The organism is Colwellia sp. NW0002-52-1, from assembly GCF_057550865.1.
On sequence record NZ_BAAJLU010000001.1, the window covers coordinates 147,606 to 173,833 of the forward strand.

22 protein-coding genes are annotated in these 26,228 nt (G+C 37.0%); 12 read left to right on the plus strand and 10 right to left on the minus strand.

The features are described from left to right. Window position 1: 1 nt before the first annotated feature. The 4 genes from AC27H3_RS00595 to AC27H3_RS00610 form a co-directional block, all read right to left on the minus strand. Window positions 2-1,339 (minus strand): Na(+)-translocating NADH-quinone reductase subunit A, encoded by a 1,338-nt coding sequence (locus AC27H3_RS00595; protein WP_487102908.1) that lies wholly within the window; start codon window positions 1,337-1,339, stop codon window positions 2-4. A 483-nt stretch (window positions 1,340-1,822) separates the two neighbouring features. Further along, window positions 1,823-3,013, minus strand: coding sequence for an enoyl-ACP reductase FabV (gene fabV / locus AC27H3_RS00600; RefSeq protein ID WP_487102909.1), 1,191 nt, complete (start codon window positions 3,011-3,013; stop codon window positions 1,823-1,825). A gap of 245 nt (window positions 3,014-3,258) precedes the next feature. After that, window positions 3,259-3,582: a transcriptional regulator BolA gene (bolA, locus tag AC27H3_RS00605; RefSeq protein ID WP_085304153.1), complete on the minus strand. Its 324-nt coding sequence runs from the start codon at window positions 3,580-3,582 to the stop codon at window positions 3,259-3,261. A 138-nt stretch (window positions 3,583-3,720) separates the two neighbouring features. Then, on the minus strand, window positions 3,721-4,296 hold the full coding sequence (locus tag AC27H3_RS00610; RefSeq protein ID WP_487102910.1) for an alpha-ketoglutarate-dependent dioxygenase AlkB family protein: 576 nt from the start codon (window positions 4,294-4,296) through the stop codon (window positions 3,721-3,723). A 137-nt stretch (window positions 4,297-4,433) separates the two neighbouring features. On the opposite strand from AC27H3_RS00610, the gene AC27H3_RS00615 reads away from it, so the two are divergent. From AC27H3_RS00615 to AC27H3_RS00645, 7 genes are all read left to right on the plus strand, one after another. Next, window positions 4,434-5,573, plus strand: coding sequence for a methyltransferase (locus AC27H3_RS00615; protein ID WP_487102911.1), 1,140 nt, complete (start codon window positions 4,434-4,436; stop codon window positions 5,571-5,573). Window positions 5,574-5,602: 29 nt separating this feature from the next. Continuing rightward, complete coding sequence (locus AC27H3_RS00620) at window positions 5,603-6,172, plus strand: YajG family lipoprotein (protein WP_487102912.1); 570 nt, start codon at window positions 5,603-5,605, stop codon at window positions 6,170-6,172. 48 nt (window positions 6,173-6,220) lie between these two features. Next, on the plus strand, window positions 6,221-6,805 hold the full coding sequence (locus AC27H3_RS00625; protein ID WP_487102913.1) for a peptidylprolyl isomerase: 585 nt from the start codon (window positions 6,221-6,223) through the stop codon (window positions 6,803-6,805). A 284-nt stretch (window positions 6,806-7,089) separates the two neighbouring features. Further along, window positions 7,090-7,419, plus strand: a complete 330-nt coding sequence (locus tag AC27H3_RS00630; RefSeq protein ID WP_487102914.1) for a hypothetical protein — start codon at window positions 7,090-7,092, stop codon at window positions 7,417-7,419. Between the two features lie 167 nt (window positions 7,420-7,586). Beyond that, window positions 7,587-8,846 carry an AmpG family muropeptide MFS transporter gene (locus AC27H3_RS00635; RefSeq protein ID WP_487102915.1) on the plus strand — a complete coding sequence of 420 codons (1,260 nt, stop codon included), beginning with the start codon at window positions 7,587-7,589 and terminating at the stop codon, window positions 8,844-8,846. Between the two features lie 2 nt (window positions 8,847-8,848). Further along, window positions 8,849-9,019 (plus strand): hypothetical protein, encoded by a 171-nt coding sequence (locus tag AC27H3_RS00640; RefSeq protein WP_198946908.1) that lies wholly within the window; start codon window positions 8,849-8,851, stop codon window positions 9,017-9,019. Window positions 9,020-9,133: 114 nt separating this feature from the next. Continuing rightward, window positions 9,134-9,631, plus strand: a complete 498-nt coding sequence (locus AC27H3_RS00645; RefSeq protein ID WP_487102916.1) for a c-type cytochrome — start codon at window positions 9,134-9,136, stop codon at window positions 9,629-9,631. Between the two features lie 205 nt (window positions 9,632-9,836). Here AC27H3_RS00645 and AC27H3_RS00650 read toward each other — a convergent pair whose 3' ends face one another. The 5 genes from AC27H3_RS00650 to dsbC form a co-directional block, all read right to left on the minus strand. After that, window positions 9,837-10,529 (minus strand): cytochrome b/b6 domain-containing protein, encoded by a 693-nt coding sequence (locus AC27H3_RS00650; protein WP_487102917.1) that lies wholly within the window; start codon window positions 10,527-10,529, stop codon window positions 9,837-9,839. A 404-nt stretch (window positions 10,530-10,933) separates the two neighbouring features. Then, complete coding sequence (gene lysS, locus AC27H3_RS00655) at window positions 10,934-12,475, minus strand: lysine--tRNA ligase (RefSeq protein WP_487102918.1); 1,542 nt, start codon at window positions 12,473-12,475, stop codon at window positions 10,934-10,936. A 164-nt stretch (window positions 12,476-12,639) separates the two neighbouring features. Continuing rightward, window positions 12,640-13,738 (minus strand): peptide chain release factor 2 gene (gene prfB, locus AC27H3_RS00660; protein ID WP_198946907.1). Its coding sequence is split into 2 segments (ribosomal slippage): window positions 12,640-13,662 and window positions 13,664-13,738, totalling 1,098 coding nucleotides; the frame shifts between segments, so codons are not numbered across the junction. A gap of 193 nt (window positions 13,739-13,931) precedes the next feature. Then, a complete protein-coding gene (gene recJ, locus AC27H3_RS00665; protein WP_487102919.1) occupies window positions 13,932-15,680 on the minus strand; it encodes a single-stranded-DNA-specific exonuclease RecJ in 1,749 nt (582 codons plus the stop codon). Window positions 15,681-15,799: 119 nt separating this feature from the next. Then, window positions 15,800-16,597, minus strand: coding sequence for a bifunctional protein-disulfide isomerase/oxidoreductase DsbC (gene dsbC / locus AC27H3_RS00670; RefSeq protein ID WP_487102920.1), 798 nt, complete (start codon window positions 16,595-16,597; stop codon window positions 15,800-15,802). Between the two features lie 273 nt (window positions 16,598-16,870). Here dsbC and fldB point away from each other — a divergent pair, with 273 nt between their 5' ends. The 5 genes from fldB (at window position 16,871) to AC27H3_RS00695 (ending at window position 25,039) form a co-directional block, all read left to right on the plus strand. After that, window positions 16,871-17,395: a flavodoxin FldB gene (gene fldB, locus AC27H3_RS00675; RefSeq protein ID WP_487102921.1), complete on the plus strand. Its 525-nt coding sequence runs from the start codon at window positions 16,871-16,873 to the stop codon at window positions 17,393-17,395. 101 nt (window positions 17,396-17,496) lie between these two features. Next, window positions 17,497-18,732: an ATP-dependent RNA helicase SrmB gene (srmB, locus tag AC27H3_RS00680; protein ID WP_487102922.1), complete on the plus strand. Its 1,236-nt coding sequence runs from the start codon at window positions 17,497-17,499 to the stop codon at window positions 18,730-18,732. Between the two features lie 358 nt (window positions 18,733-19,090). Then, a complete protein-coding gene (locus AC27H3_RS00685; protein WP_487102923.1) occupies window positions 19,091-21,076 on the plus strand; it encodes a S9 family peptidase in 1,986 nt (661 codons plus the stop codon). 424 nt (window positions 21,077-21,500) lie between these two features. Beyond that, a complete protein-coding gene (locus AC27H3_RS00690) occupies window positions 21,501-22,811 on the plus strand; it encodes an aminotransferase class V-fold PLP-dependent enzyme (RefSeq protein ID WP_487102924.1) in 1,311 nt (436 codons plus the stop codon). A gap of 269 nt (window positions 22,812-23,080) precedes the next feature. Further along, entirely contained in the window at window positions 23,081-25,039 is a 1,959-nt protein-coding gene (locus AC27H3_RS00695; RefSeq protein ID WP_487102925.1) for a methyl-accepting chemotaxis protein, read from the plus strand. A gap of 181 nt (window positions 25,040-25,220) precedes the next feature. On the opposite strand, the gene yaaA is transcribed toward AC27H3_RS00695, so the two are convergent. Further along, window positions 25,221-25,997 (minus strand): peroxide stress protein YaaA, encoded by a 777-nt coding sequence (yaaA, locus tag AC27H3_RS00700; RefSeq protein ID WP_487102926.1) that lies wholly within the window; start codon window positions 25,995-25,997, stop codon window positions 25,221-25,223. Window positions 25,998-26,228: the final 231 nt, after the last annotated feature.

Here is a 26,228-nt window from a genome sequence, read left to right on the forward strand (position 1 = left end):
ACTAACCTTCCTTCTCAATTGTGGTTAGGCAATCACGAAGGATCACGCCGTAATCTGTTTTGCCTGGGCAAACAAATGTACATAAGGCTAAATCTTCTTCATCAAGCTCTAAAGCACCAAGTTGTTGCGCACCGTCTGTATCGCCGGCACATAAATCACGCAATAACATAGTTGGTAATATATCTAACGGCATAACGCGCTCGAAATTACCAATAGGCACCATAGCGCGTGCACTACCATTTGTTGTTGTGGTCATGTTGAACAACTTCTTAGGAAAGAAATGTCCCATATAAGCACGTGTTACAGAAAATTTATTAGGACCTGGATACATGTAACCAATAAATTCTTTTTCTCTACCCTCTAGGATAAGAGAAAGCTGTGTATGGTAACGACCTAGGTAGCCATGAACACCTGAAGCAACAGAGCCATGTAATAATGAACCTGAAACTACACGCACTTCGCCATCAGCTTTGTCTTTTGCAATTATCTCAGTAGAACTTGCACCTAAAACAGTACGAATTAAACGAGGATTTTTTGCTGCTGGACCTGCTAAAGAAATAACACGACTGTTATCTAATTCACCGGTAGTAAATAATTCACCGATGGCAATAACATCTTGGTAACCTGCATGCCATGCAACTTTATCAGCACTAACTGGCTTCAAAAAATGCATTTGTGTACCAACTAAACCGGCAGGATGTTTACCAGCAAATTCAGCAACTGTAGCGGCTGAATTAACAGCTATATCGCTACCTGGTGCTTTGCTAACAAATACTTCACCTTCGGTTAAGCGAGCAAGAACAGTTAAACCATTAACAAAGGCTTCACTTTTCTCAGCAATAATAACCGCTGGATCTGCAGCTAAAGGATTGGTATCCAATGCGCTAACAAATATAGCAACAGGCGTTGCATCTACAGCAGGAACTTTACTAAATGGACGTGTACGCAATGCAGTCCACAAACCTGAATTAACAAGGTTTGCAACAACATCTTCACGTGCTATTGAATTAAGTTCATTGGCGGCATAGCGGGTAAACGTTTCTTGCTCATTGCCACCGACTTCGATAACAACAGATTGCAATACGCGCTTTTCACCACGATTTATTTCTTTAACAACACCTGAAGCTTGAGCTGTGAATTTAACGCCAGGATTCTTTTTATCTTCAAAAAGTGCCTGACCTTTTTTAACGCTATCTCCAACCTTAACAAACATGGTTGGGCGCATACCCACAAACTCTTCACCTAATGTTGCAACAGTTTTGATGGACGGACCATCATGGATTACCTGCTGGGGGGCACCTACTACAGGAACATCCAGACCTTTTTTTATCGTAATCATAAACACTTGCACTACTTTTGATGGGAGTAATCAAAATCAATTAATGCGTTATTAAAAACACTTACATATTGCGAAAATCCACAATAAATGCAAATTAATAACATAAAAGACCGATTTCAGTGTATTTCAGTAAAATCTTAATTTAGTTTCAATAAATTAAGCTTCACTGGCTCTAGTTAAAATTTCTGGCGCGATTCTAACACAAAACCATATTTTGATTCTATCTTAAGCACCACAAATAATAATAATTTAGTCGAATAATCTTTATTTAGAACAAATATAGAACAAAATATACTTTTTTAAACGCTAACTTTTGAATAAAGAGGTTAAAAAAAGTTAAATTTTGATTATTTTTACTCCGCTATAAAGTTGAAATTATTCGATATTTACAAGGTAGACTGACATAAAAAAACCGACAATTCGCCGGTTTCTGTATCAATAAATATTTGCGAATTCAGCTATAACCAAACAGTAATAACTAACTTATAGTAAGTTATTTATCGCTAATTCTGGACTAACATCAGCATCATAATCAACACCTGTAACGCCAAAGCCGAACAGTTTCAAAAACTCTTGATGATAACCAACATAGTCGGTTAATTCGTCAATTGTGTCGCTATCTACTGTATTCCAAATATCAGTTACACGTTGTTGAACACTATCTTCAAGCTCTTTATTGTTTTGACGTAAACGCCCTGCTTCATCAAGTGTTGGGTTTTTACCGTATATATTTTCTCGAAATAGCGCCTGTATTTGTTCAATACAACCTTCGTAAGTACCGTCAGCTTTCATTACTTTAAACATAGCTGAAATATACAAAGGCATAATAGGAATAGCTGAACTTGCTTGAGTTACCACTGCATTAAGTGAAGTAACATAAGCTTCACCTTTAATATCAGCTGTTGTAGTTTTTATAGCTGTAGAGGCGCGATCTAAATCTTCTTTTGCGCGACCAATAGTGGCATGGCCATATATCGGCCAAGTTAACTCTTTCCCGATATAAGTATAAGCAACCGTTTTAAAACCTTTAGCTAAAACACCTGCTTCGCCTAGGGCTTTTATCCAAAGTTCCCAGTCTGCGCCGCCCATCACATCAATTGTACCTTGAATTTCTTCTTCTGAAGCAGCTTCAACCGATACTGAATCAATAATACGTTTAGAAGTATTCAGATTCTTAGTGGTAACACTTTGACCAATTGGCTTTAATGTTGACGAGTATACTTCGCCGGTATCAGGATCCGTTCTACGCGGTGATGCTAAGCTATAAACAATCAGATCAATTTCACCTAACTCAGCTTTAATAGTTTCAATAGCTTTGGCTTTAATTTCATGTGAGAAAGCATCGCCATTAATGTTTTTTGACCAAATACCTGCACTGTCAGCAGCAGCTTGAAAGGCGGCAGTATTATACCAACCCGCTGAAGCGGTTTTCTTTTCTGTTGGTGGTTTTTCAAAGAAAATACCCAATGTTTTTGCATTATTACCAAAAGCAGCTGTAATTCGTGAAGACAAGCCATAACCTGTTGATGAACCAATAACTAATACGTTCTTCGGTTTAACATCAGCTTGCGGCTGGCTTTTAACATAAGAAATTTGCTCGTTAACATGCGCTGCACATCCTGCAGGGTGAGCATTAGTACAAATAAAACCACGAATTTTTGGCTTGATAACCATAACTATACCTTCTTAATATCACATTAATAATCAAAAACTAAGGCTAATAATTTTAGCCTACTACCTGAGATTATTAAGTGAAAAATTGATTTATAAAATGAAATTGTCGCCTAGTTTACTCTTGCTTGCACCAATATGAGGTGCGACCAGTGACAATATTCGATATTTTTTAATGAATATTGCAAAAACAAACGTATTTTAGTTTAATTTTTAGGTTGCTATTCAAGTGGATAAGCTTTGGCTATTTAAGTGCTACTTTTGCTGCCACCTAAACATTTCGGCGATAATGGCGTGTTCTCTGCATAATAACTCTTCCACTCTTTTTCTGTATAAGTGTGTAGCGCTAGTGCATGAATTTTGTCTGCAAGTTCTTCGGCTAGAATGGAGTTTATTGCACGATGACGCTTAATTAAACGCTCGCCTTCAAACTCTTCAGAAACGATAATAACTTTAAAATGTGATTCGCTACCTGGGGCTACATTATGTTGATGACTTTCATTTATAACGTCGAGATGAATAGGTGAGAAAGCAGAAAGTAATTTTTCTTCGATTACGGCTTCAATAGTCATATTTATTCCCTGAAGTTGATCGATAGTATGATCAGTTTAATTTTAGTCGCTGACCGTAATTATGCCATCTATCTATGTGAGTAACAGCGTAATTTAATATTTTAATTTCAAGCCAAGCGTTATTGATGAAGAATAACGCTAAATACAAATATTGCGAAAGGTTAAATTAACTCTACTAGTTATCGCTCTAGTTCTTTTAGGTATGCAGTGTTGCCAATAATGCTGTGTTTTACCTTTCATGATTAGCAAGCTACCCGAGGTAAGCGTTAGATTAACTTTTTCTTTAGTTATAATATGTTTAAGCTGGAACTCTCGCTCAGCGCCAAAAGATAACGAAGCAATCGTTGGCATATTTCCTAGCTCAGGTTCGTTATCACTATGCCAACCAACACTATCGTTTTGATTACGATATAAATTCGCCAATACCGCGTTAAAATCGTGCTGACAATAACCACTCACTTTAGTTTTAATGTCTAATAAGCGCTCTGACCAAGGCTTAGCAATTAATGTTATATTGGAATAGCTATAACGTAAGTGATTATCACCATACCAAGCCTGTAGCCTTGGTATTTTCATTACTTTTCCAAAAATTTTTATATCGTCATGGCGCCAAGCTAAATTTTGCTTTAAGTCTTGAAAAATAATATCGGCTTCATCTTTAGGGTAAAAGTTTTCAATATAATAAATATCAGCATCTGCACAGTTAATCTTCAAATTTTACGATTCCTCAATAATCTTAAGTGTTTGTTTTATCTTTTTTAGCCTCATTATCTTATAATTTTGGTAATTAGCTAGCTCGTAGAGTTAAACTTTGTCACAATATCTGTTACGCCAACTAAGTATTTATCACTATGATCAGCCCTTTTATTATCAATGACAAAAACCTTTTTCTCGATCGATTTCCTACCGGACAAGTGAACCGAAGCCTACAGGCATGGGATGCTGCTGATGAATATATTATTAGCTATTTAGCGCAACAAGACTTAGATAAACCAAAACAAAAAATTCTAATTTTCAACGATAATTTTGGTGCTATCACCTGCAACTTAACTGAACATCAAGTGTTTTGTGTTAATGACTCTTTTTTAAGTCAACAAGGAGTTGAGCTTAATTTAGAGCAAAATGGTTTATCTAATGAAAATGTAACCTTGCTAAGTAGTTTAGACGAGTTACCTAGTGACATAAATCTAGTACTTTATAAAATACCGAAAAGCAAAGGGTTACTCTGCCAACAACTTAGCGCTATAAAGCAAAAGCTTAGCAAAGACGTTTTATTTATTGCCGGTGATCGTGCTAAAGAAATTCATAGTTCAACACTGAAAATATTTGAGCAATATCTTGGCACAACTAAAACATCGTTAGCGGTTAAAAAAGCACGATTGGTATTTTGTGAACTCGATAATAAAAAGCCCACACATGCTAATTTCCCTACATCTTGGCCACTAGAAAACACCAATTTTACTTTACATAATCACGCTAATGTTTATGCAAGAGAAAAGCTCGACATTGGCGCAAGATACTTTATGGATAATTTACCAAGCATTTCTGCTGACACTAAAGTTATCGATCTTGGCTGTGGTAACGGTGTAATTGGCTTAAATGTATTATCAAAACAACCCCAAGCACATGTTCACTTTATAGATGAGTCTTACATGGCGATAGCATCTGCAAAGTTAAATATCAGCGAAAATTTACCCTCCGTTGCCGAGCAATGCCAATTCCAAGTCAATGATTGCTTAACCAGCGTTGAAGGAGGCAGTGTTGATTTAGTATTATGCAACCCACCTTTTCATCAACAAACAGCGACCACAGACCATATTGCATGGCAGATGTTTAAAGATAGTCATAGAGTGTTGAAAAAAGGCGGCGAATTGCGCATTATTGGCAATCGACAACTCGGTTATCATATTAAATTAAAAAGAATTTTTGGTAATGAAACATTGATTGCTAGTAACGATAAATTTGTTACTATTTCAGCAATCAAACGATAGTTAATCAACTTAACGCTTAAGAAAATCATATGAAATCAACTATATTTAAGTTCATGCTTTTATGTACAACGACTTTTTTAATTGCTTGCTCATCACCAACACAGCAAGTAATTGTAAGTCCAGAGTTGAATATTGGAAGTAGCAACGCGTACCAGCTAAAGCAAGCACAATTACTTATGCGTGATTTACGCACCTCTCCTCATATAGTACAAATTTTGCGCACAGGTGAAGCCACAAAGTTATATTCTCCACAACAGCCTATTATTGAAACCGTAGAGATAACATTGATTAAAGCATTAAAAGCTAATGGTTTGCGCTTTAATACCCCAGCGGCAAATCAAGTTGAAATAATTATTGATAATGCCTTAATCAGTGTTAAGCAAGCAATGTTGAAGTATAGCGCGAGTAACCTTATGAATATTCGTGTTGTTATACATAATAGTAAAGGCACTTTATCAAAAGCATTTAAAGTTACAGGTTCCAGTAATGGCCCATTGAAGGCAGATTTGGCAGTTTTAGAGCGTGACTTTAATCAGCAGCTAACCAGACTATTATCACAAATCGTTCAAAACGAAGAGTTACAGCAATTCATGCAATAACTGATTTTATGTTGCCTAGTAAGAGAGTTTTCCAATGAGAGTTACCCAATGAAATTTTTTTCAGTTATTTTTTTATGTTTATTGTCAGTTACTTCTAGCGCTAAAAACTTATCGATAGATCCTGACAATTTATTTCCACAGGTAAAATTAGAGACAACGATGGGCGTTATTGTTGTCGAACTTGATAGAATTCGCGCTCCGCTAACTGTCGATAATTTTTTAACTTATGTTGTTTCAGATGAATACAACAACACTATATTTCATCGTGTAGTAAATGAATTTATTGTTCAAGGTGGCGGATATAGTGAAAACTTTGAACTTAAAAAAATACACGGTGAGATAGTAAATGAATCGGGTAACGGGCTAAAAAATGAAATAGGTACTATTGCTATGGCAAAAGAAAGCCGCCCTCATACCGCTAACAGACAGTTTTTCTTTAATGTGGGCGACAATACCAGTTTGGATCCAGGTAGAAAATGGGGTTATGCCGTTTTTGGTACAGTAATCGAAGGCCAAGAAGTGGTAGACGCTATGGCATTAGTCGCAACAGACTACAACGAAGCTATGGGCTGGGAGGATGTTCCTTTAGAACCAATAATGTTAATTAAAGCTAGTTTATTACCTGCTTTATAAGATATCTTTTGCACGAATATATGTTCAGAAAATGTAACGCATTTCAAACATAAAAATAATAATAATAAAATTAACGGTCAATATACAACCAAAAAAATAGTGTGTGAAATACGCTATTAGGCTTAGAAAATAAAGTTTCAGTTACAATTTTACCGGCTCATAACTTTGACAATACTAGTTTTCTCTACGATAACTAAACTGTACAAACAACAACGCATGGTAACTATTACTGTTTATTTCTTACGCTAAATTATGTATTGGCTTAATAATTCAAAAGGAATGTCATGATAATTGAGCAGTTTATCAATGAAAAAATCACCCAAATCGGTGCCTACATTATCGCGGTTATAAATCATTCTATCCATTACACTGAGCTCGACCATTTTGTCGATAATACAATGGCAGAATGGACATTACTCTGTGTGAGTGACGAAACACCGAGTAATGCTAGGGAAAGGGTTTTTTGGCATATTATGCATGAGTTAAGCTTACATAGTGCTCATGATCTTGAACGCGATCTTTACTTTAAAAGTGAGATATCAACCTGCCTAGATTTTTTCTCTGGTACGGGCAGTTATCCTATTGATTGTATAGGCTGGCGACCGCTGCCATAACTAAGCGACCACTCCTCGTACATATCTTGTCATCATAAAGTTAAACAATGCAAAGTACAGGTGATTCAATATAAGTAATTACCTGTTTCAAAAGATTAATCTTCTGTTTACTAGTACATTTTGGTAGCCTATTAGTATTACCTTCTCGCTTTCATTAGGCTTAATCAATGCAGTCTCCTACCTTTAAGCAAGCGATATTTAATCGTCGCATGCTAATTTGTATTTTCATGGGCTTTAGCTCTGGGTTACCACTGTTTATTTTATATCAACTTGTGCCTGGATGGTTGCGCTCTGAAGGTGTTAGCCTAACTGAAATCGGCCTATTTTCACTTATCGGTATTCCTTACGTTTGGAAGTTTGTTTGGGCACCATTAATGGACAGGTACTCATTACCTGTACTGGGTCGTCGTCGCAGTTGGATGTTACTCACACAAGTCCTTTTACTATTTTCTATTGCCGGGTTTGGTTTTGTTGACCCCATAATGAACATTTGGAGTGTCGCGTATTTAGCTGCCGCTGTAGCATTTTTTAGTGCAAGCCAAGATATTGTGTTAGATGCTTATCGACGGGAATTATTACCCGAGCATGAGCTTGGTTTAGGTAACTCTATTCATGTGCAAGCTTATCGGCTTTCTGGTTTAGTGCCCGGCTCGTTAGCTTTTATTCTTGCTGATCATATCAGTTGGCAATCGGTATTTTTGATTGTTGCAGCCTTTATGTTAATCGGTATTTTCTTAAGCCTTACCATTAAAGAACTTAACAACACGCTACAGGCACCAAAAACACTTCGCCAAGCTGTTGTGCTCCCTTTTAGAGACTTTATTAATAGAGAAGGGATAAAATCAGCACTACTAATTCTAGCTTTTTTATTTTTATACAAGCTTGGTGATAGTATGGCAACCGCCTTACAAACCCCATTTTTCATCGACTTAGGCTTTACTAAAACAGAAATAGGTGTTGTCGCCAAAACGGCATCATTAATTGCGATGACCATTGGTTTAGCCGTTGGTGGTATAGTCATGATTAAATTAAGTATTAATCGTGCGCTTTGGTTATTTGGTTTTGTGCAAATAGTCAGTATATTAGGTTTTGCGGCTTTAGCAGAAATTGGCCATAACACCTACGCTTTAGCTTTTGCTATGGGCTTTGAATATTTAGGCGTTGGACTTGGCACCGCGGCTTTTACTGCCTTTATTGCTCGAGCGACTAACCCTGCATTTGCTGCAACCCAATTTGCACTATTTACAGCACTTACCGCATTGCCTAGAACATTCGCTAATGCCACTACAGGAGTTATTGTTGAGCAAATAGGCTGGACAAATTTTTATTTTATGTGCACGGCATTAGCAGTACCCGGTATGTTAATGCTTTTAAAAGTTGCGCCATGGCGAGAGCCAACTAAACAAACAACGCAGGAGATAGCGTAAATATGATCAAACTATTTTTTCTCGTTCCCATTCTTATGTGTGCTATTTGGTATTGGTATTTAAAAAGCAATAACTATACGATAAAAGAGGGTTTAAAAGGCTTTGGTTATATATTTGCTTTTAATGGCACCATCATCGCCTTTTTTGTCTTAATGTTATTTATCACCAATTAACAATTTGCATACTAGGTAACTGAGTCAGTCAATTCACCATAGCACTTAAATAGACTACCTTGGGTATTTGAGGTAAATTAAGTCAAAGTACAATTTTATTAATAAGGAAAGCCCATGAAAACATTACCAAGCCTAATATTACTTACAGCAGCTTTATCAACAACAAGCTTCTTAGCATTATCAAGTAGCGCGCAAGCCACTGAAGTAAAGCAAGCAAGCAATGAAAAACAAGCGCAAGCAGTAACTACCTACCGTAAGTCTGTATTTCAGCTAATTAGTAGTAATATGGGCCCGTTAGGTGCCATGGCGAAAGGTAAAATACCGATGGATGCCGACGTGATCACAAAAAATGCTGAACGTATCGCCTTTTTAGCACCTATGATGCATGACTACTTTTCACTAGATACCTCAAAATTCAATATAAACACTGATGCTAAAGACAGCATTTGGACTAATCATAAAGATTTTAGCGATAAAGTAGATAACTTAGTTACTGCTGCTAATAACTTAAAAATGGCTGGCGAAAAAAATGAAACAGGTAGCTTTAAAAAAGCTATCGGAGCCGTTGGCGGAAGCTGTAAGTCTTGCCATGACGACTACAAAAAAGATTAAATCCTTATAGAAATTTGATGAATTAGCTACTCATTTTTAATGCTTAAAATGAAAAGGTAGCTCACTTAATTAATCAAATTGGCATTATCAAATGTGTGCTCTGAGTGAATAAAATCAATGAGAGCACACTTTTTTATCTTTCCCCTTACCAAACCCTAAATAGTTGAAAAATAAAAGCTTTACTTAATCTATCAATTTTAGACCATTAATAGCCAAAATAATCTTCTACTGGCTCAGGTGGCCATACTTCAATAATTAAGTAAACGGTTAGCGCTGTAATCGCTACACAGACTATCAAGCCTAACCATGGAAACGGCCCTTGAGAATGCACACTTTTATGTACTGTTTTATTACCTGTGACCATTGCACTGGTTAAGTTGTCTTTGTGTTTGATTTTATAAAACAAAATTGCGCCGATATGTAAAACAATAAAGCCTAAAAGTACGTAGACTACATTGTGATGCACAAAATTAGCCACAGTTTGCCAAAAATCGTTCAGTACACCGAAGTAAGGTGCATCATTAAAAATATCATCGGTGGTGAATAAGCCACTAACCGCCTGCGCGAGTATTAATGACAACAAAGCGATAACAGAATAAGCACCTGCGGGATTATGCCCAATGTGATTTTGTACTCCCCTGCCACGTAAATAATGAAAGGTTTTAATCGGAGATTTTACAAATTGGCTAAATTTAGCATAGTAAGTACCTAATATTCCCCACAAAATTCTAAAAATAACGAGTGCAAGGCAAGCGTATCCGCCATAAAAGTGCCATTGAGTAGCGTTAGATAGCATTGATTCATCTAACACTTTTACACTGATAAATTGAAAAGCAATAATAATGACTAATAACCAATGACAAATCCGAACAGGTAAATCCCACACTTTTATTTTCATACGATGCATCCTATTAGCACTTTAATTTTCAATAACATAAATAGTCGAATACATTGATGTAGCCGAAAGAGTTAAGCAACTTTTTTAATATTAAGCATTATATCAATACCGATAAATAGATCAGTGATTTAATTCAAAAAATCTTTAAGCACAATAACAGTGAAAGTAATAAAAGAAGGAGTACAAATAAGGCAGCATAAAGAAGATAGAACAAAAAAATATCTAGCAAAGATATTGAAAGGTATGTCAGAAATTTAACGTTAAAGAATGAATGATGTAATACCAACTTGGAATGATATAACTGCGATTTAAGACAGAGCTATTAACTCATACTAAAATCGCAGCTACCAATATTTACTTAGTTTGAATTTAACCAGTAATGATTAAATTCCGGCCAAATAAGTTTACTCGGCTAATGGACGCATGTGCGGGAACAAAATAACGTCTTTAATCGTTGGTGAGTCAGTAAATAACATCACTAATCGATCGATACCGATACCTTCACCTGCTGTTGGCGGTAAACCATATTCTAATGCTTGTATGTAGTCAGCATCGAAGTGCATAGCTTCGTCATCACCTGCGTCTTTACCTTCAACTTGGTTTTGGAAACGTTCTGCTTGGTCTTCTGCATCATTAAGCTCAGAGAAACCATTGGCTAATTCACGGCCACCAACAAAGAACTCAAAACGGTCGGTAATAAATGGGTTATCGTCATTACGACGCGCTAGTGGTGAAACTTCCCACGGGTATTCTGTGATGAAAGTTGGTTGATCAAGCATGTGCTCGGCAACTTCTTCAAAAATTTCACAAATATACTTACCTGCACCCCAAACTTTAGATGCGTCAGTTTCTTTAACGCCAACAGATTTTGCCATCGCTTTAAGCGCGTCAAAGTTTTCTTCTGGGTTACGTAAAATGTTTTCGTCTAAATTATTACCGTGTAATAAAATCGCGTCAACCATTGATAAACGAGTAAATTTCTCGCCAAAATCATAGAACTTCTCTTCTACAACTTCGCCATCAGCATTTTTAATGGTATTTCGAATAACAGAAGTTCCCATTACGTCTTCAGCTAACGTACGTAGCATATCTTCAGTAAGGTTCATTAAATCATGATAGTCAGCATAAGCTTGGTAGAATTCAATCATAGTAAATTCTGGGTTATGACGAGTTGATAAACCTTCGTTGCGGAAGTTACGGTTAATTTCGAATACTTTTTCAAAACCACCAACAACCAAACGCTTCAAATAAAGCTCCGGGGCAATACGCATATACATTTGAATATCTAAGGCATTATGAAAAGTTTCAAATGGTTTAGCTGATGCGCCGCCAGGAATAGTTTGTAGCATTGGTGTTTCAACTTCCATAAAATCACGGTCAGTTAGAAACTTACGAATTCCATCAACAATTTTTGAGCGAACTTTAAAAGTGTTACGGGTATCTTCGTTGATGATCAAATCAACATAACGTTGACGATACTTAGTTTCAACGTCTGATAAACCATGAAATTTTTCAGGTAATGGACGAAGCGACTTTGTTAAAAGTTCGTACTTGTCCATGTTAACGTATAAGTCACCTTTACCAGACATGTGCATAGTACCGGTTACACCAATAATATCGCCAATATCTAAAGTGCCCCAACGCTCTTTAATATCTTTTTGCACTGTTTTATGCGCGTAAGCCTGAATACGGCCGGTCATATCTTGTAGTACTAAAAATGGACCACGTTTTGCCATAACACGACCAGCAATGCTGTATTCAGCAGATTCAGCTTCAAGCGTTTCTTTATCTTTTTCACCGTGCTGGGCTTGTAAATCAGCAGCATAATGTTTTCGGTCAAACTTGTTAGGGTGGCCATTAGCCGGACAGTTTTCGCGAATTTTTGCTAATTTGCCACGACGCTCGGCAATCAATTTGTTTTCGTCTTGGTTTGCTTGATCAGTCATTTTATTTCTCGTGTTTAACGTAATATTCTATTTAAGTTAATGAATGTGTTTATAACTGCTTCATTAGGTTTATCAATTTATTGTGCAAAGAAAAACAAATCAAGATATAGCGCTTTGAATTGTTTTAGCTAACACAAGTGACTAATAACGTAATGAAATGGTTATTATAAGCCAGATTTTAAACTAGCTTCTAAAAATTTATTTAAATCACCATCTAATACGGCTTGCGTATTGCGGTTTTCTATTCCGGTGCGTAAATCTTTAATACGGCTGTCATCTAAAACATAAGAGCGAATTTGACTACCCCAACCGATATCAGATTTTCCGTCTTCTAATTCTTGCTTACCTTCATTCTGTTTTTGCATTTCCATTTCATACAGCTTAGCTTTTAATAGCTTCATTGCTGTTGCACGGTTTTTATGCTGAGAACGATCGGCTTGACACGCCACTACAGCCCCCGTTGGTACATGCGTTATACGAATAGCAGAGTCAGTTTTGTTAACATGTTGACCACCAGCGCCTGAGGCACGAAAGGTATCTATGCGTAAATCTGCTGGGTTAATATCAATTTCAATATTGTCGTCAATTTCTGGATAAATAAATGCAGAAGCAAACGATGTATGACGACGACCACTTGAGTCAAACGGAGATTTTCTTACTAAACGATGCACGCCGGTTTCTGTTCGCAGCCAACCAAAAGCATATTCGCCGGTGTACTTAATGGTACAACCTTTAATGCCAGCAACATCACCACCGGTTACTTCAATTGCTTCAGTTTTATATCCGTTAGCTTCGCCCCAACGCAGATACATACGCATTAGCATTTCAGCCCAATCTTGTGCTTCTGTGCCGCCTGAGCCTGACTGAATATCTAAGTAGCAGTTATTAGCGTCATGTTCACCAGAGAACATACGGCGAAATTCTAATTTTTCAAGGCTGGCTTCTAACGCTTTTGTTTCCGCTTCTGCGTCGTTAAAAGTTTCTTCATCTTCAGCTTCAACAGCAAGTTCTACTAGGCCTTCGATATCTTCACAACCAGAGTCCATCTCGTCAATGGTTTCAACAACAGCTTCTAATGCTGCGCGTTCACGACCCAAAGCTTGTGCTCGTTCTGGATCATTCCAAACATCAGCTGACTCTAATTCGCGTGTAACTTCAACCAAACGTTCTGACTTTTGGTCGTAGTCAAAGGTACCCCCGAAGCAAATTGGTGCGTTCGCGAATTTCTTTAACTTTATTGAGTACAGGGTTTACTTCTAACATACTTTTACTGATACGCCGTTATGGTTGAATATAATTGGTCAATAGAACCAAAAAACAGTCGCGCATTGTAGCTTAATTATACGACTAAATAAACGCTTGCTTGTGCTTTGAAATGTCATTTTTTTATATTTTTCTAACTGTTTTTTAACTTCAATAATCTAAGCAAATAAAACGGCAATTTTTCTGATAATTTTCAAGCCAATTGTTCAACCATTAATTGTACCGTTTGCTTGCCTCTAAACTCATTAATATCTAAACGGTAGGCTAACTTAACCTGCTTTGCTTGATGATCTGGCCAACGTTTAATATCAACATTAAACGCAATAGCATCAAAAATTTGCTGATCTTTTTCTACCACTAACTTTAAGTGTTTTTCGCCAACAATACGCTGCTGAACTAAGGTAAAAGTATCATCAAACACGGGTTCTGGAAAATTTTGTCCCCACGGGCCTGCTTCACGTAATACTTGAGCAAAAGTCAGCGTGATATCGCTTGTTAATAGCTCGCCGTCAGAAGATATAGTGCCCGTAAGCGCTTCTTTGCTTAACCACTGCTCGGCATACTTCTCGAAAAGTATTGAAAACTGTTGAAATTTATCCGCCACTATCGATAAACCAGCAGCCATGGCATGGCCACCAAATTTGATAATAATTCCCGGATGTTGGCTGTCAATGTATTCTAATAGATCTCGAATATGCAGGCCTGGAATTGAACGAGCAGAGCCTTTTATTTCTGCCGAATTAACCGCAGCGCTTTGCTCATCAAGATCATCGTTACCTTTCGCAAAAACGATACTCGGTCGATGATATTTTTCTTTTAATCGCCCAGCCACAATGCCAATAACACCTTGATGCCAGTCACTATGAAACAAACTAATGCCATTGGGTAAATTGTCTTCACTAAACTTTAAACTCGCTAGCACCTGTTCAGCTTCAACTTGCATACCTTGTTCAATTTCACGACGTGCTTTATTTAAATCATCTAAGTCGGCCGCCATTACTCTTGCTGTTGATAAGTCTTTTGCCAATAAACAATTAATACCAAAGGCCATATCATCTAAACGCCCTGCGGCATTTATTCGAGGCCCCAAAGCAAAACCAAAGTCACTAGCAACTAACTTTTGTTGGCTCTTCCCTGCTATTTCAATTAACGCTTGTATGCCTGGGCGTGTGGCACCAGCTCGAATACGTTTTAAGCCTTGCTCAACTAAAATGCGATTATTGGCATCAAGTGACACCACATCGGCAACTGTGCCTAATGCGACTAAATCGAGTAATTGCGCAATATTAGGTTCTTTAAAGTCTTGTGCTTCAAACCATTGTTGTTCGCGTAAATATTTTCTTAATGCCAACATAAAATAAAATGCTACGCCAACACCCGCCAACGATTTACTCGCAAAATTACAACCGCGCTGGTTTGGGTTAACAATGGCATCGGCAGGCGGTGTATCCGCTCCAGGAAGGTGATGATCTGTCACTATCACTTGTAATCCAAGATCTTTCGCTCTTTTAACACCCGCCATACAGCTAATGCCGTTATCAACAGTAACTAATACTTGTGCACCTTGTGAAGCGGCAATATCAACTATTTCAGGTGTTAAGCCATAACCATATTTGAACCTATTAGGCACTAAAAAGTGATGATTGGAAGAGCCTAGCATCTGCAAAGCTTCCATCATTAATGCCGTACTCGTGGCACCATCAGCATCAAAGTCACCTATTATTATAATATTCTTTTTATCTTTCAGCGCTTGGTATAAAAGTTCGCAAGCTTCAGGCAGCCCTTTTAAGGTATCAACAGCACAAAGATGTGAAGCGGTTAATTCAAGCTGGTCTTTACTTGTAACACCACGTCGCGCATATATTTGTCGAATAATAGGGTGCAAAGTATCAGGTAAATGCTCATCACTTACTTGATCTCGACGTATGATCTCTTTATGCATAAATGCACCTTAATACTTAAAATGCCAAAAACGATAGAAACAAAAATGGCAAGTTAATTACTTGCCATTTCTAATAAAAACAATAACGTACCTAACACAAGTGTATTATTTACGGGGTATTAACTACCTTGTTGAGTAGTTTCTAGTAAGGTAAATAGTTTATCAGGGTCTTGATAGCCTGGCACCATCATGCCATTTTTAAGCATAATTGCAGGTGTACCTGTTACGCCCACTTGACGACCAAAGTTAAATTCTTCTTCAATCGGCGCTTCACAAATACGGGCAGCAACAGATGAGCCACTTTTTGCCTTTGTTAATGCTGTTTCTGCATCTTCATGACACCAAATTGAGCGAAGATCTTTAAAGCCTTGAGAATAACTTCCATTACGATCTTTCACACCGGCACGCGGATACGCTAAGTAACGCACCGTTATACCTTTGTCGTTGTAGGCACTCATTTGTTCATGCATTTTACGACAATAACCACAAGTAATATCAGTAAATACTGTTACCACATGCTTTTCATTTTTAGCTGGATAGACAATCATATTATCTGAAAATTTAACCATGCCATCAACACGCACTTGCGCTAAACTTTCTTCCGTTAAATTACTAACGTTATCGCCTAAACCATACATTTTTCCATGCAATAAAAAGTTGCCATCAGCACTTGCGTAAAACAAGCCTTGATCGGTTAATACTTCCACAACACCTGGCATTGGTGAAGCTTTAATACTGGCAACATTAAAACCTAACGTTTGTGAAAGTTTTGCTTTAACAGCAGCTATTTCAGTTGATTGCGCCACAGGTAACATTACACTGTTATTTGCAGACGAAACAGGCTCAGCGAATGCAGTAACATTGTTCGTTAAACTTAGTACACCGAATGTGGCAGCCAATATAATTTTTTTATACATAAGTAAATTCAAACCTTAATGAGTGAGCGGAAATTAGCGGAAAATTACAATTGCAATTTAGGGTAAATACAAAGACCGCTCTAATGCCGCTAAAATTACAGTGAAAATAGTATAATTGCAATAACACTAAGCCTACCAATAACCAATATTTACAATAAAGTATTTATTTATCCACGCATGCAAAGCTTCTTATTTACTGAGATTTTGTTAAAATCTCGCCATTAGCTCACTAACCACCGAAAGTGGTTTGTATTAAAACTCGGTAAATTATAAATGAACATCGCATTATTTTACGGCTCAACCACTTGTTATACCGAAATAGCTGCAGAAAAAATTCAGGCAGAACTTGGCGCTGATATGGTCAGTTTATTTAATATAAAAGATACACCATTAGCTGAAATGGCAAATCACGATATTTTAATTTTGGGAATATCTACTTGGGACTATGGTGAAATTCAAGAAGATTGGGAATCACATTGGCCTGAAATTGCCGATATTGATCTAGAAGGTAAAATTATTGCTCTGTATGGCATGGGCGATCAAATTGGCTACACTGATTGGTTTCAAGATGCATTGGGTATGCTGCATGAACAAGTGCAGGCTCAAGGCGGCTATGTTATTGGCTATTGGCCAAATCAGGGCTATGAATTTGCCGAGTCAAAAGCCTTAACTGAAGATAAACAACAATTTGTTGGTTTAGCGCTTGATGAAGACAACCAATACGATGCCAGTGAAGAGCGCATTAAACTATGGTGCCAACAAATTAACCTTGAAATCGCTGATATTCTCGCTGATTAAGCGAAATATGATAATAAATAGACTAATTTGGCAAGATCTTTAGGAAAAAACTGATTTTGCCATTATAATCCGCGTTATTAATCCCCAAAGAAAATTATTACATGTTTGAGCAGTTTGACCTAGATTCCGCGTTATTAGGCGGCATTGAAAAAGCAGGCTTTAAAAAGCCAACGTCTATCCAAGAATTAGTACTTCCTGTTGCTATGACCGGCAAAGACGTATTAGCTTCAGCCCCAACAGGAACCGGAAAAACAGCAGCGTTTTTGTTACCTGCCGCTCAGCATTTACTGGATTACCCACGACGAGGCCAAGGTTTTCCGCGTGTGTTAATTTTGTCACCAACGCGTGAACTTGCCATTCAAACCTATGAACAGTGTGTAAAATTAACTGCGCTAACCAACATTAAATCTGCGGTAATTACTGGTGGTGTTAACTACGGTAGCCACAAAGAAGTGCTTACCGGCCATACTGATATTTTAGTTGCAACGCCTGGTCGCTTAATGGAATACATTGAAAGCGAGCAATTTGATAGTCGTGAAATAGAAATTCTAATCTTAGATGAAGCTGATCGCATGCTTGCCATGGGTTTTGCGGAAACCATTAATCGCATTGTAGGTGAAGCGCGCTGGCGTAAACAAACCATGCTATTTTCTGCAACGCTTGAAGGTGCAGCTGTAGTACGTTTTTCTCGCGAACTTTTAAACGACCCCGTATTTTTAGAAGCGAATCCTTCACGTAAAGAAAAAGCTAAAATTCATCAATGGATGCATTTAGCAGACGATAAAGAACATAAATTCGCTTTGTTAATGAACATATTGCAACAAGAAGAAGTCGAACGAGCACTTGTTTTTGCCAATAAACGTGAAACCGTACAGTACCTATCAGGCAAACTTTATGCTGAAAACATGCCTTGTGTATGGCTTGAAGGTAAAATGCAACAAGACAAACGTAACACCTCTGTTGAGCGTTTACGCAATGGCACGGTGAATGTACTTGTAGCCACCGATGTTGCTGAACGTGGTCTTGATATTGATGATATAACCCATGTAATAAACTTTGATATGCCTCGCACCGCTGATATTTATCTACACCGTATTGGTCGCACAGGCCGTGCAGGTAATAAAGGCACGGCTATTTCATTGGTAGAAGCACATGACATGACGGTAATAGGCAAAATTGAGCGCTATATTAAAGAGCGTTTAGCTCGTCGCGTAATTGAAGCACTAAGACCGAAATATAAAGAAGCACGTGTTGCCACGAAAAAAACCAAAGTTAAAAGAACTGTTGCTCAAAAGAAAGCTAAAGCTAAAAAAATGGCGAAACGCGCTAAAAAGTAATAACTGTTTTAAAATAGCTTTAAGTTACAAGCTTTCAGCTGTCAGTTATTAGCTAAAAACCTAAACGATCTCGTTTAGGTTTTTTTGTTTTAGTGATTGTTAAACTAGAACTATGACTATGACTAAACGACTGATAATTAAACGAGTACGTTCTTAAAGTATGATTAATTGTCAGGTAAAAATACGAACATCAACAAAAAAAATCACACCACATCAATTCATCAAAGCTTCATTATAGCTATCTAAAAACACAATAATTCTAACAACTTAAATTAATTTAATAGCAATGGGGATTTCCCTTCATTAAAAAGGGCAGATATAATCGTTCAAAATATAATATATGATAAAAGGATGTTTTATGTACTTTCAAACAATGAAGTTTATTATCTTGTTTTGCCTTATGTTTGGCTGCAGTTTAATAGTTTCAGCACAAGTATCAAACCATGTTACCCCCCAAAAATTAGCTATTAGCGCCCTATTTCAGGATGATGACTACCGAGATGTTCGTTTATCACCAGACGGTAAACATATTGCTTTAATAAAGAATCAACAAGGTACGTCAGTTCTTGTCGTAGTTGCCGTTGGAACGATGAAAGCAATTAATCAAATTTCTTTTGCCAATAAAGACAATGTTGGAAGCTACTCATGGGCAAATAACGAAAGATTACTTATTTTTCTCTCTAGTAAACAAAGAAAAAAAGAAAGAAAGGCCTATTACGGTGAAATTTATAGTATTAACATCGATCAAGCAGAAGGAAGGTTTATTTTTGGCATTCGTTCTTTAGTGAGTAGAGGGAAAATCAAGAAGAATGTTCAGTCACTCGACTACGAAAAACATTTAGCCCACCCTAAAATAATCAGCATGTTAGAAAATGATCCTGAGCACATCATCATTTCAACATCGCAATATCAAGATAAGGGCATGTGGGTCTTTAAATTAAATATATATAACGGAAAAACAGAAACGTTAGCGAAAGTTGATGATAGCAACGCAGACCACAAATCAACTAGATTACATTACTTTGATACTCACCAAGAACTTTGGCTTAGTAGTAAACAAGAGAATGAAAATAACATTATAGCGCGTTATGATTTTGAAGATGAATCATGGCTAGAATATCCATTACTTGATGCTAGCGATAATTTATCAATCATTAGTAAATACAAAGATGAAGAAAAACTCATCGTTAGTGATTACTGTGGCAACAACACAATATCTATTTGCCTTTTTGACCCAATGAATAAAGAACTCAGCCCTTTATATCAAGTTGATGGATATGATACCAACTGGTTGTATTTAGATAAAGAAAACATCCCTTATGCGGTTTCGTACTTTGATGCATACCCACAATATAAAATTTTAGATAACAACCATACTATGGCACAGCAACTTTCTGGTTTTTTAGAAAAGTTTGCAGGCTATAGAGTTAACGTAAACTGGAACAGTACAGACGAAACAAAAGCACTTATTACCCTCTCAAGTGATATTCAACCAACGTTATGGTACTTGTTTGATAGCGAACAAAGCAAACTAACTTTTGTTGCTAACAGCAATAAAAATGTCAATACAGAGCAATTGAATCCTCAATATTCTTTTAACTTTATGGCAAGAGATAACACTCCTATTCAGGGGTATATAACCTTGCCGGTAAAAATAGACAATGCACCACCTCCTGCAGTGATATTAGTCCACGGTGGTCCACATTCACGTGATTATTGGGGGTTTGACCCTGAAGTACAATTGTTGTCGTCACGCGGATATGCCGTTGTTCAAGTTAATTTTCGTGGCTCTACAGGCTTTGGTTGGGAGTTTGAAGCTTCAGGCTTTAAACAATGGGGAGAAAAAGTCCAATTTGATATTCTCGACAGCATAGACTACCTAGTAGAAAAACAATATTTAGATAAAAGTCGTCTATGTATTATGGGGGCGAGCTTTGGCGGTTATAGCGCGATTCAAAGTAGTATTATCGCACCTGATTTATTCAAATGCTCAATCGCAACTTCAGGTGTTTACGATATACAACTGCAAGTTGAAGATGAAAAGCCAGAAGTTGGCAGAGCCTTAACTAAAAGAATAGGATTAGAGGATATACAAAGCAATCATTCACCCATTAACGCTATTGAACATTTAAAGTCCCCTGTATTAATAGTACATGGTACCAAAGATGACACAGTGGATGTAAAACAAGCTGAGGTATTAATAAAACAATTAAAGAAGTATAAGAAGCAATATCAATGGTTTGAAATTGAAAATGAAGGACATTACTTTTACAAGCCTAAAAATAGAATTGCCTATTATGAAAAAGTAATTCAGTTCCTAAATAAATATAATCCGGTTAACTAATCGATTATTACCTTACGAACTCATATTAAAAAAGCACAGTATAATAACTGCTTAAAGTAGCTTTAAGTTACAAGCTGTCAGTTATTAGCCAAAAACCTAAACGTTCACGTTTAGGTTTTTTTTAATAACGTAAATGCTAATTAAATTTTTTCGCTATATGTAAGTACATTAAACGCGTCTCTTGTTCTGTACTTTAATGACAACGACACCAACATTTCAGAAACTTTAACGAGCCAAGCCTCAGAATATCTTTTTGCCAGCTCAATTTTCTTGGTGTTTGAAACTGGAAAAATTTCACTTTATGCACTAAGTTTCAAGCAGTAAATTAATTTGCAGTCGCCCTTAAAGGCCAACTCCAAGAATTTTAGCTACCTATGTACAGTACTAAAAAACTATCTTGTTATTCATTACAAAGGATAATCTTATGTTAAGACGAAATTTTTTAACTGGTTTGGGTGTTAGTATTGGTGCGAGTTTATTGGCTTCTAGAGATTTGCTAGCAGGTACACACTCTTCCATTAATAAAAGTGAAACTATCGCCCCCGCTGATTGGGCTGCCTTGAGAGACTTATTCCCCTTAACCAAAAAATATATTCAACTATCTACATTTTTATTAGCTTCCCATCCTAAGCCGGTTTCCGATGCCATTGAAATGCATAGACGGGGCCTAGATGAAAATCCTGCTGATTATTGGCATCAACGATTTGAAACAATTGACAATGATATTGCTGAGTCAGCAGCAGAGTATATGGGAGGAAAAGCTAACAATATTGCGCTAACTGACAGCACAACCATGGGCCTCGCATTGATTTACAGTGGATTAAAATTATCTCCTGGTACAGAAATTTTACAAACAGTACATGACCACTACTCAACAGATATGTCATTAGCATATCGAGCTAAACGCACAGGTGCGAAAGTTCGTCGAATAGCACTTTACGAAAACCCTTCAACCGTCAACATCGCTAATATAATTAAGCGTTTAAAAAATGGAATTAACCAAAACACTCGTGTGGTTGCAGCTACATGGGTGCATTCTTCAACAGGTGTTAAACTCCCTATTAGGGCAATGGCAGATACTATTAAAGTCTTAAACCAAGCGAGAAAAAAAGAGCAACAAATACTTTTTTGTGTCGACGGTGTACATGGCTTTGGTATTGAAAATGAAGATATCTCCACTTTAGGTTGCGACTTTTTTGTCGCAGGCACACACAAATGGATTTTTGGACCTAGAGGTACGGGTGTTATATGGGGTAATGACCGTGCATGGGAGAACAGCGAACCTGTTATTCCAAGCTTTAGTGCTTCTTATGATGTGTGGCTAGGCAATGGCTCTCAAGCACAAGTACCCGTAGGAGAGCATATGTCGCCAGGCGGATTTCACTCTTTTGAGCACCGCTGGGCTCTACCTGAGGCCTTTAAGCTTCATATGCAATTAGGCAAAGGCAATGTACAAAAACGTATTCATCAATTGAATACTCAAACAAAAGAGGGTTTAGGGAAAATGCGCCATGTAACACTTTATACTCCTCAATCGAGTGAACTTTCTTCAGGGTTAGTATGCTTTGACGTTGCAGGTATGAGTGCTAGTGATGTAGTGACAAGGTTACACAGCAAAGGCATTATTATGAGCAGCACTCCTTATCGACAAAGCTACGCTCGATTTGCTCCTTCACTAATAAACAATGAGCAGGAAATAGAAAAAGCATTGGCTGAAATAAGAGCACTAGCTTAAGTGCACGTTTAAAATTCAATTATTTCAGTAAATTAAAGGCCTTCAAAATAGTACAACTCGCTGATGTATAAATTCTAAAATGTATTGGTATTTGAATCTTTAAGCGCCTACCCCAAAAAAAATTTCAGAGCTGTTATAGGCTATCCCCCTTGTACTTCAGCTAAGCAATATTATTATGTAAATATAAAAAAGGCGTGTAAAAGAGTCTTGGTCTCAGCGTAACTCTCAGCTATATTATGGCTACATTTACAACTATTTAACGACGTGCTATGAATATTCGCTCTAAACTAACCTTGAGTTTTGCTGCTACTGTTATTTTACCTATTATTGCCATTGCAATCGTCAGTATATCCATGACTATCTCTAAGTCTTCATCACAGTTTGTAGAACGTACTCATAATGAATTAAGACAAGTAGACAATGGTTTTCAACTATTTTTTCAACAAATCAAAGCCAATGTAAAATTTCTAGCTGAAAGTAAATTAACGGCACAGCTTCCTGACAATACACATAGTTATATTGGCGCTGCGCACATGATGGATCCTAAAAATGACTCTGTCGAAGAATTAGATTTATTCAAGCTTTATGAGGATTTTGGTACGTCACACCCCGATTTACTTTACGTCTACACTGGCACCAAAGAAGGTGGTTTTGTTCAATACCCTTCAGAAGAACTTGGTAACTATGACCCTAGACAACGTCCGTGGTATAAGCAGGCATTAGCGTCTCCAAATATTCCTATTCTTACCGAAGCCTATCAAGATGTTATAGGTAAACCAGTAGTTACATCTGCTTTAGCGGTGAAAAACCAACAGGGCGAAATAGTTGGTGTACAAGGGCTAGACGTTACTCTTTCAACCTTAACCGATATATTGAGTAATACAAAGTTAGGCAAAAGCGGCTATCTTATTCTTATTGATGATTCAGGAACCGTTTTAGCTGATGCCAAAACACCTGAAAATAACTTTAAAAATATTAAAGATCTGCCTTCCTCATTATTTTCTACACTACAAAAAACACCAAATCAGGATCATTTCTCTACTCAACACTTAGGTAAAGATGTTGATGTAGCAAGTTATTATTCACAGAAATTAAAATGGCGATTTGTTGGTGTAATTCATAGCGATGAAATTTTAGCTCCTGCATATAGTATGAGTATGACCATTTCCGTAATTGCCTTTATTATGGTGACATTATTTATTGCTATTGGTTTTTGGCTAGCGAATCGAATTGTTCACCCCATTAATCGTGTGGCTGCGGGTTTACGTGATATCGCGCAAGGCGATGGTGATTTAACTGCCCGTTTGGCTGTTATTGGTCAAGATGAAGTAAGCGAATTAGCCCAATGGTTTAATCAATTCTTAGACTCAATTCATCAACTTGTTGTGGATATTAAAGCCTGTGCCTCAACATTAAATTTGGCAGCAAATGAGTCAGGTTTGCAAATCGCTGATGTGAAATCAGTTAGTCACCAGCAAGAACAATCTATAGATAATGTGAACAACCTTATCGATAGCATGACAGATATCGCGCATCAAACATCAAATGACTGCCAAGAAAGCTCAGCCACAATTACAAAGACTGAAGAGTATTCAAAAGAAGGTATTTCGCTAATTTCTATCACGGTAAATGAAGTGAGCTCCTTAAATCAATCGTTAAGTGAATCATCTCAATCGATGAAGTCACTTGAGCTTGAAAGCGAGAATATTACAAAAATATTAGATGTAATTAGAAGTATTGCTGAGCAAACTAATCTGTTGGCACTTAATGCCGCAATTGAAGCAGCAAGAGCAGGTGAGCAAGGTCGCGGTTTTGCTGTAGTCGCAGATGAAGTAAGAACATTAGCACAACGTTCGCGCGGTGCTACCGAAGAAATTGATAGTGTATTAATGAACTTACTCGATAAAACAAGAGTGGTTTCTCAACAAATGGGGGTGAATGTAGAGCAGTCGCAACAAGCTATCGAAAAAATCACACAAGCAAATCAATCTTTTAACGAAATCAGTTCTTTAGTTGTTCAAATGAAGGGAAATATTGCACGAATTACGCAAGCTGCAGATCAACAGTGCAGTTCATCAGACTTGATCAATGACAATATCAGTGGCATTAATCAATCAGCAAAGGGTATTGCTGGTACTGCTGATAGTCTAGCTGACGGCTCGAATAACTTACTTTTATTATCAAAAGATTTAACTAATTTAGTGGGTCGATTTAAAGTCAATCATTAACCCAAAATATGAGCTGCAAAAATGAGCCAGTACAACTAAAATTGCTACTGGCTTTTTACCTTAGCTAAAAGATTATTTTTAACTAATATCATCGGTTACTTCCTATATAACTAGTATATTCTAAAAGCTATAAGATCATATTCAACGTCTATAGCTTTTAGATTTGACCAAATAGAATAAGCTAATCAAGCTCTTTACGGGTAAAAACCCAGTCATTACCTTTGCTAAATTCACTTGAAAACTGATAACCTGCCACGTCGAAGTCTTTCAGCTTCTCAACATGAGTAATTTGATTTTCAATGATATACCTGGCCATTAAACCACGGGCTTTTTTGGCAAAAAAGCTGATCATTTTGTATTGACCATTTTTCCAATCTTTAAATGCCGGGGTAATAATTTCAGCTTTTAATATTTTCTTATTTACCGATTTAAAGTACTCATTTGATGCGAGGTTGATTAATACATCGTCACCTTGCGCTGCAATTGCCGCATTTAAATTTTCGGTAATAATGTCACCCCAAAATTGATACAAATTAGTACCGCGATCATTATCAAGTTTTTTCCCCATTTCTAAACGGTATGCTTGCATTAAATCTAACGGTTTTAATAAGCCATATAAACCCGACAAAATTCTCATATGCTGCTGAGCAAATTCAAAATCTTTCTCGCTGAATGTTTGAGCGTCTAGACCTGTGTACACGTCGCCATTAAAAGCTAATATAGCTTGGCGAGCATTGTCTGGCGTAAAAGGGGTTGTCCATTCACCAAAACGTGCAGCGTTTAACCCTGCCAACTTATCGCTGATACCCATTAATGAACTGATATCTGCTGGGGTTAATGTTTTACACTTTTTCATTAACACTTCGCTGTGTTCTAACAGCTCAGGTTGGGTATATTTGTCAGTAGCAACGGGGGATTCATAATCAAGATTCTTAGCGGGAGAAACAACAAGCAACATTATATATCTACTCAACTTTAAAAAATTTTTCACACTATAACACAGGAAAAAACGAATATAATTAGTGGCATTATTAATTAATCATCTAACTAATAGCCTATACCGCTTACAATAACGTTTTTATCTAATTTATTTCGTTATCGCACTTGAAAAATTATGAAAATTTGATACAAATAGTAGCGAATAAAACAGATACCTAGCAATTTCACCTATCTTGCTCGAAAAACGTTG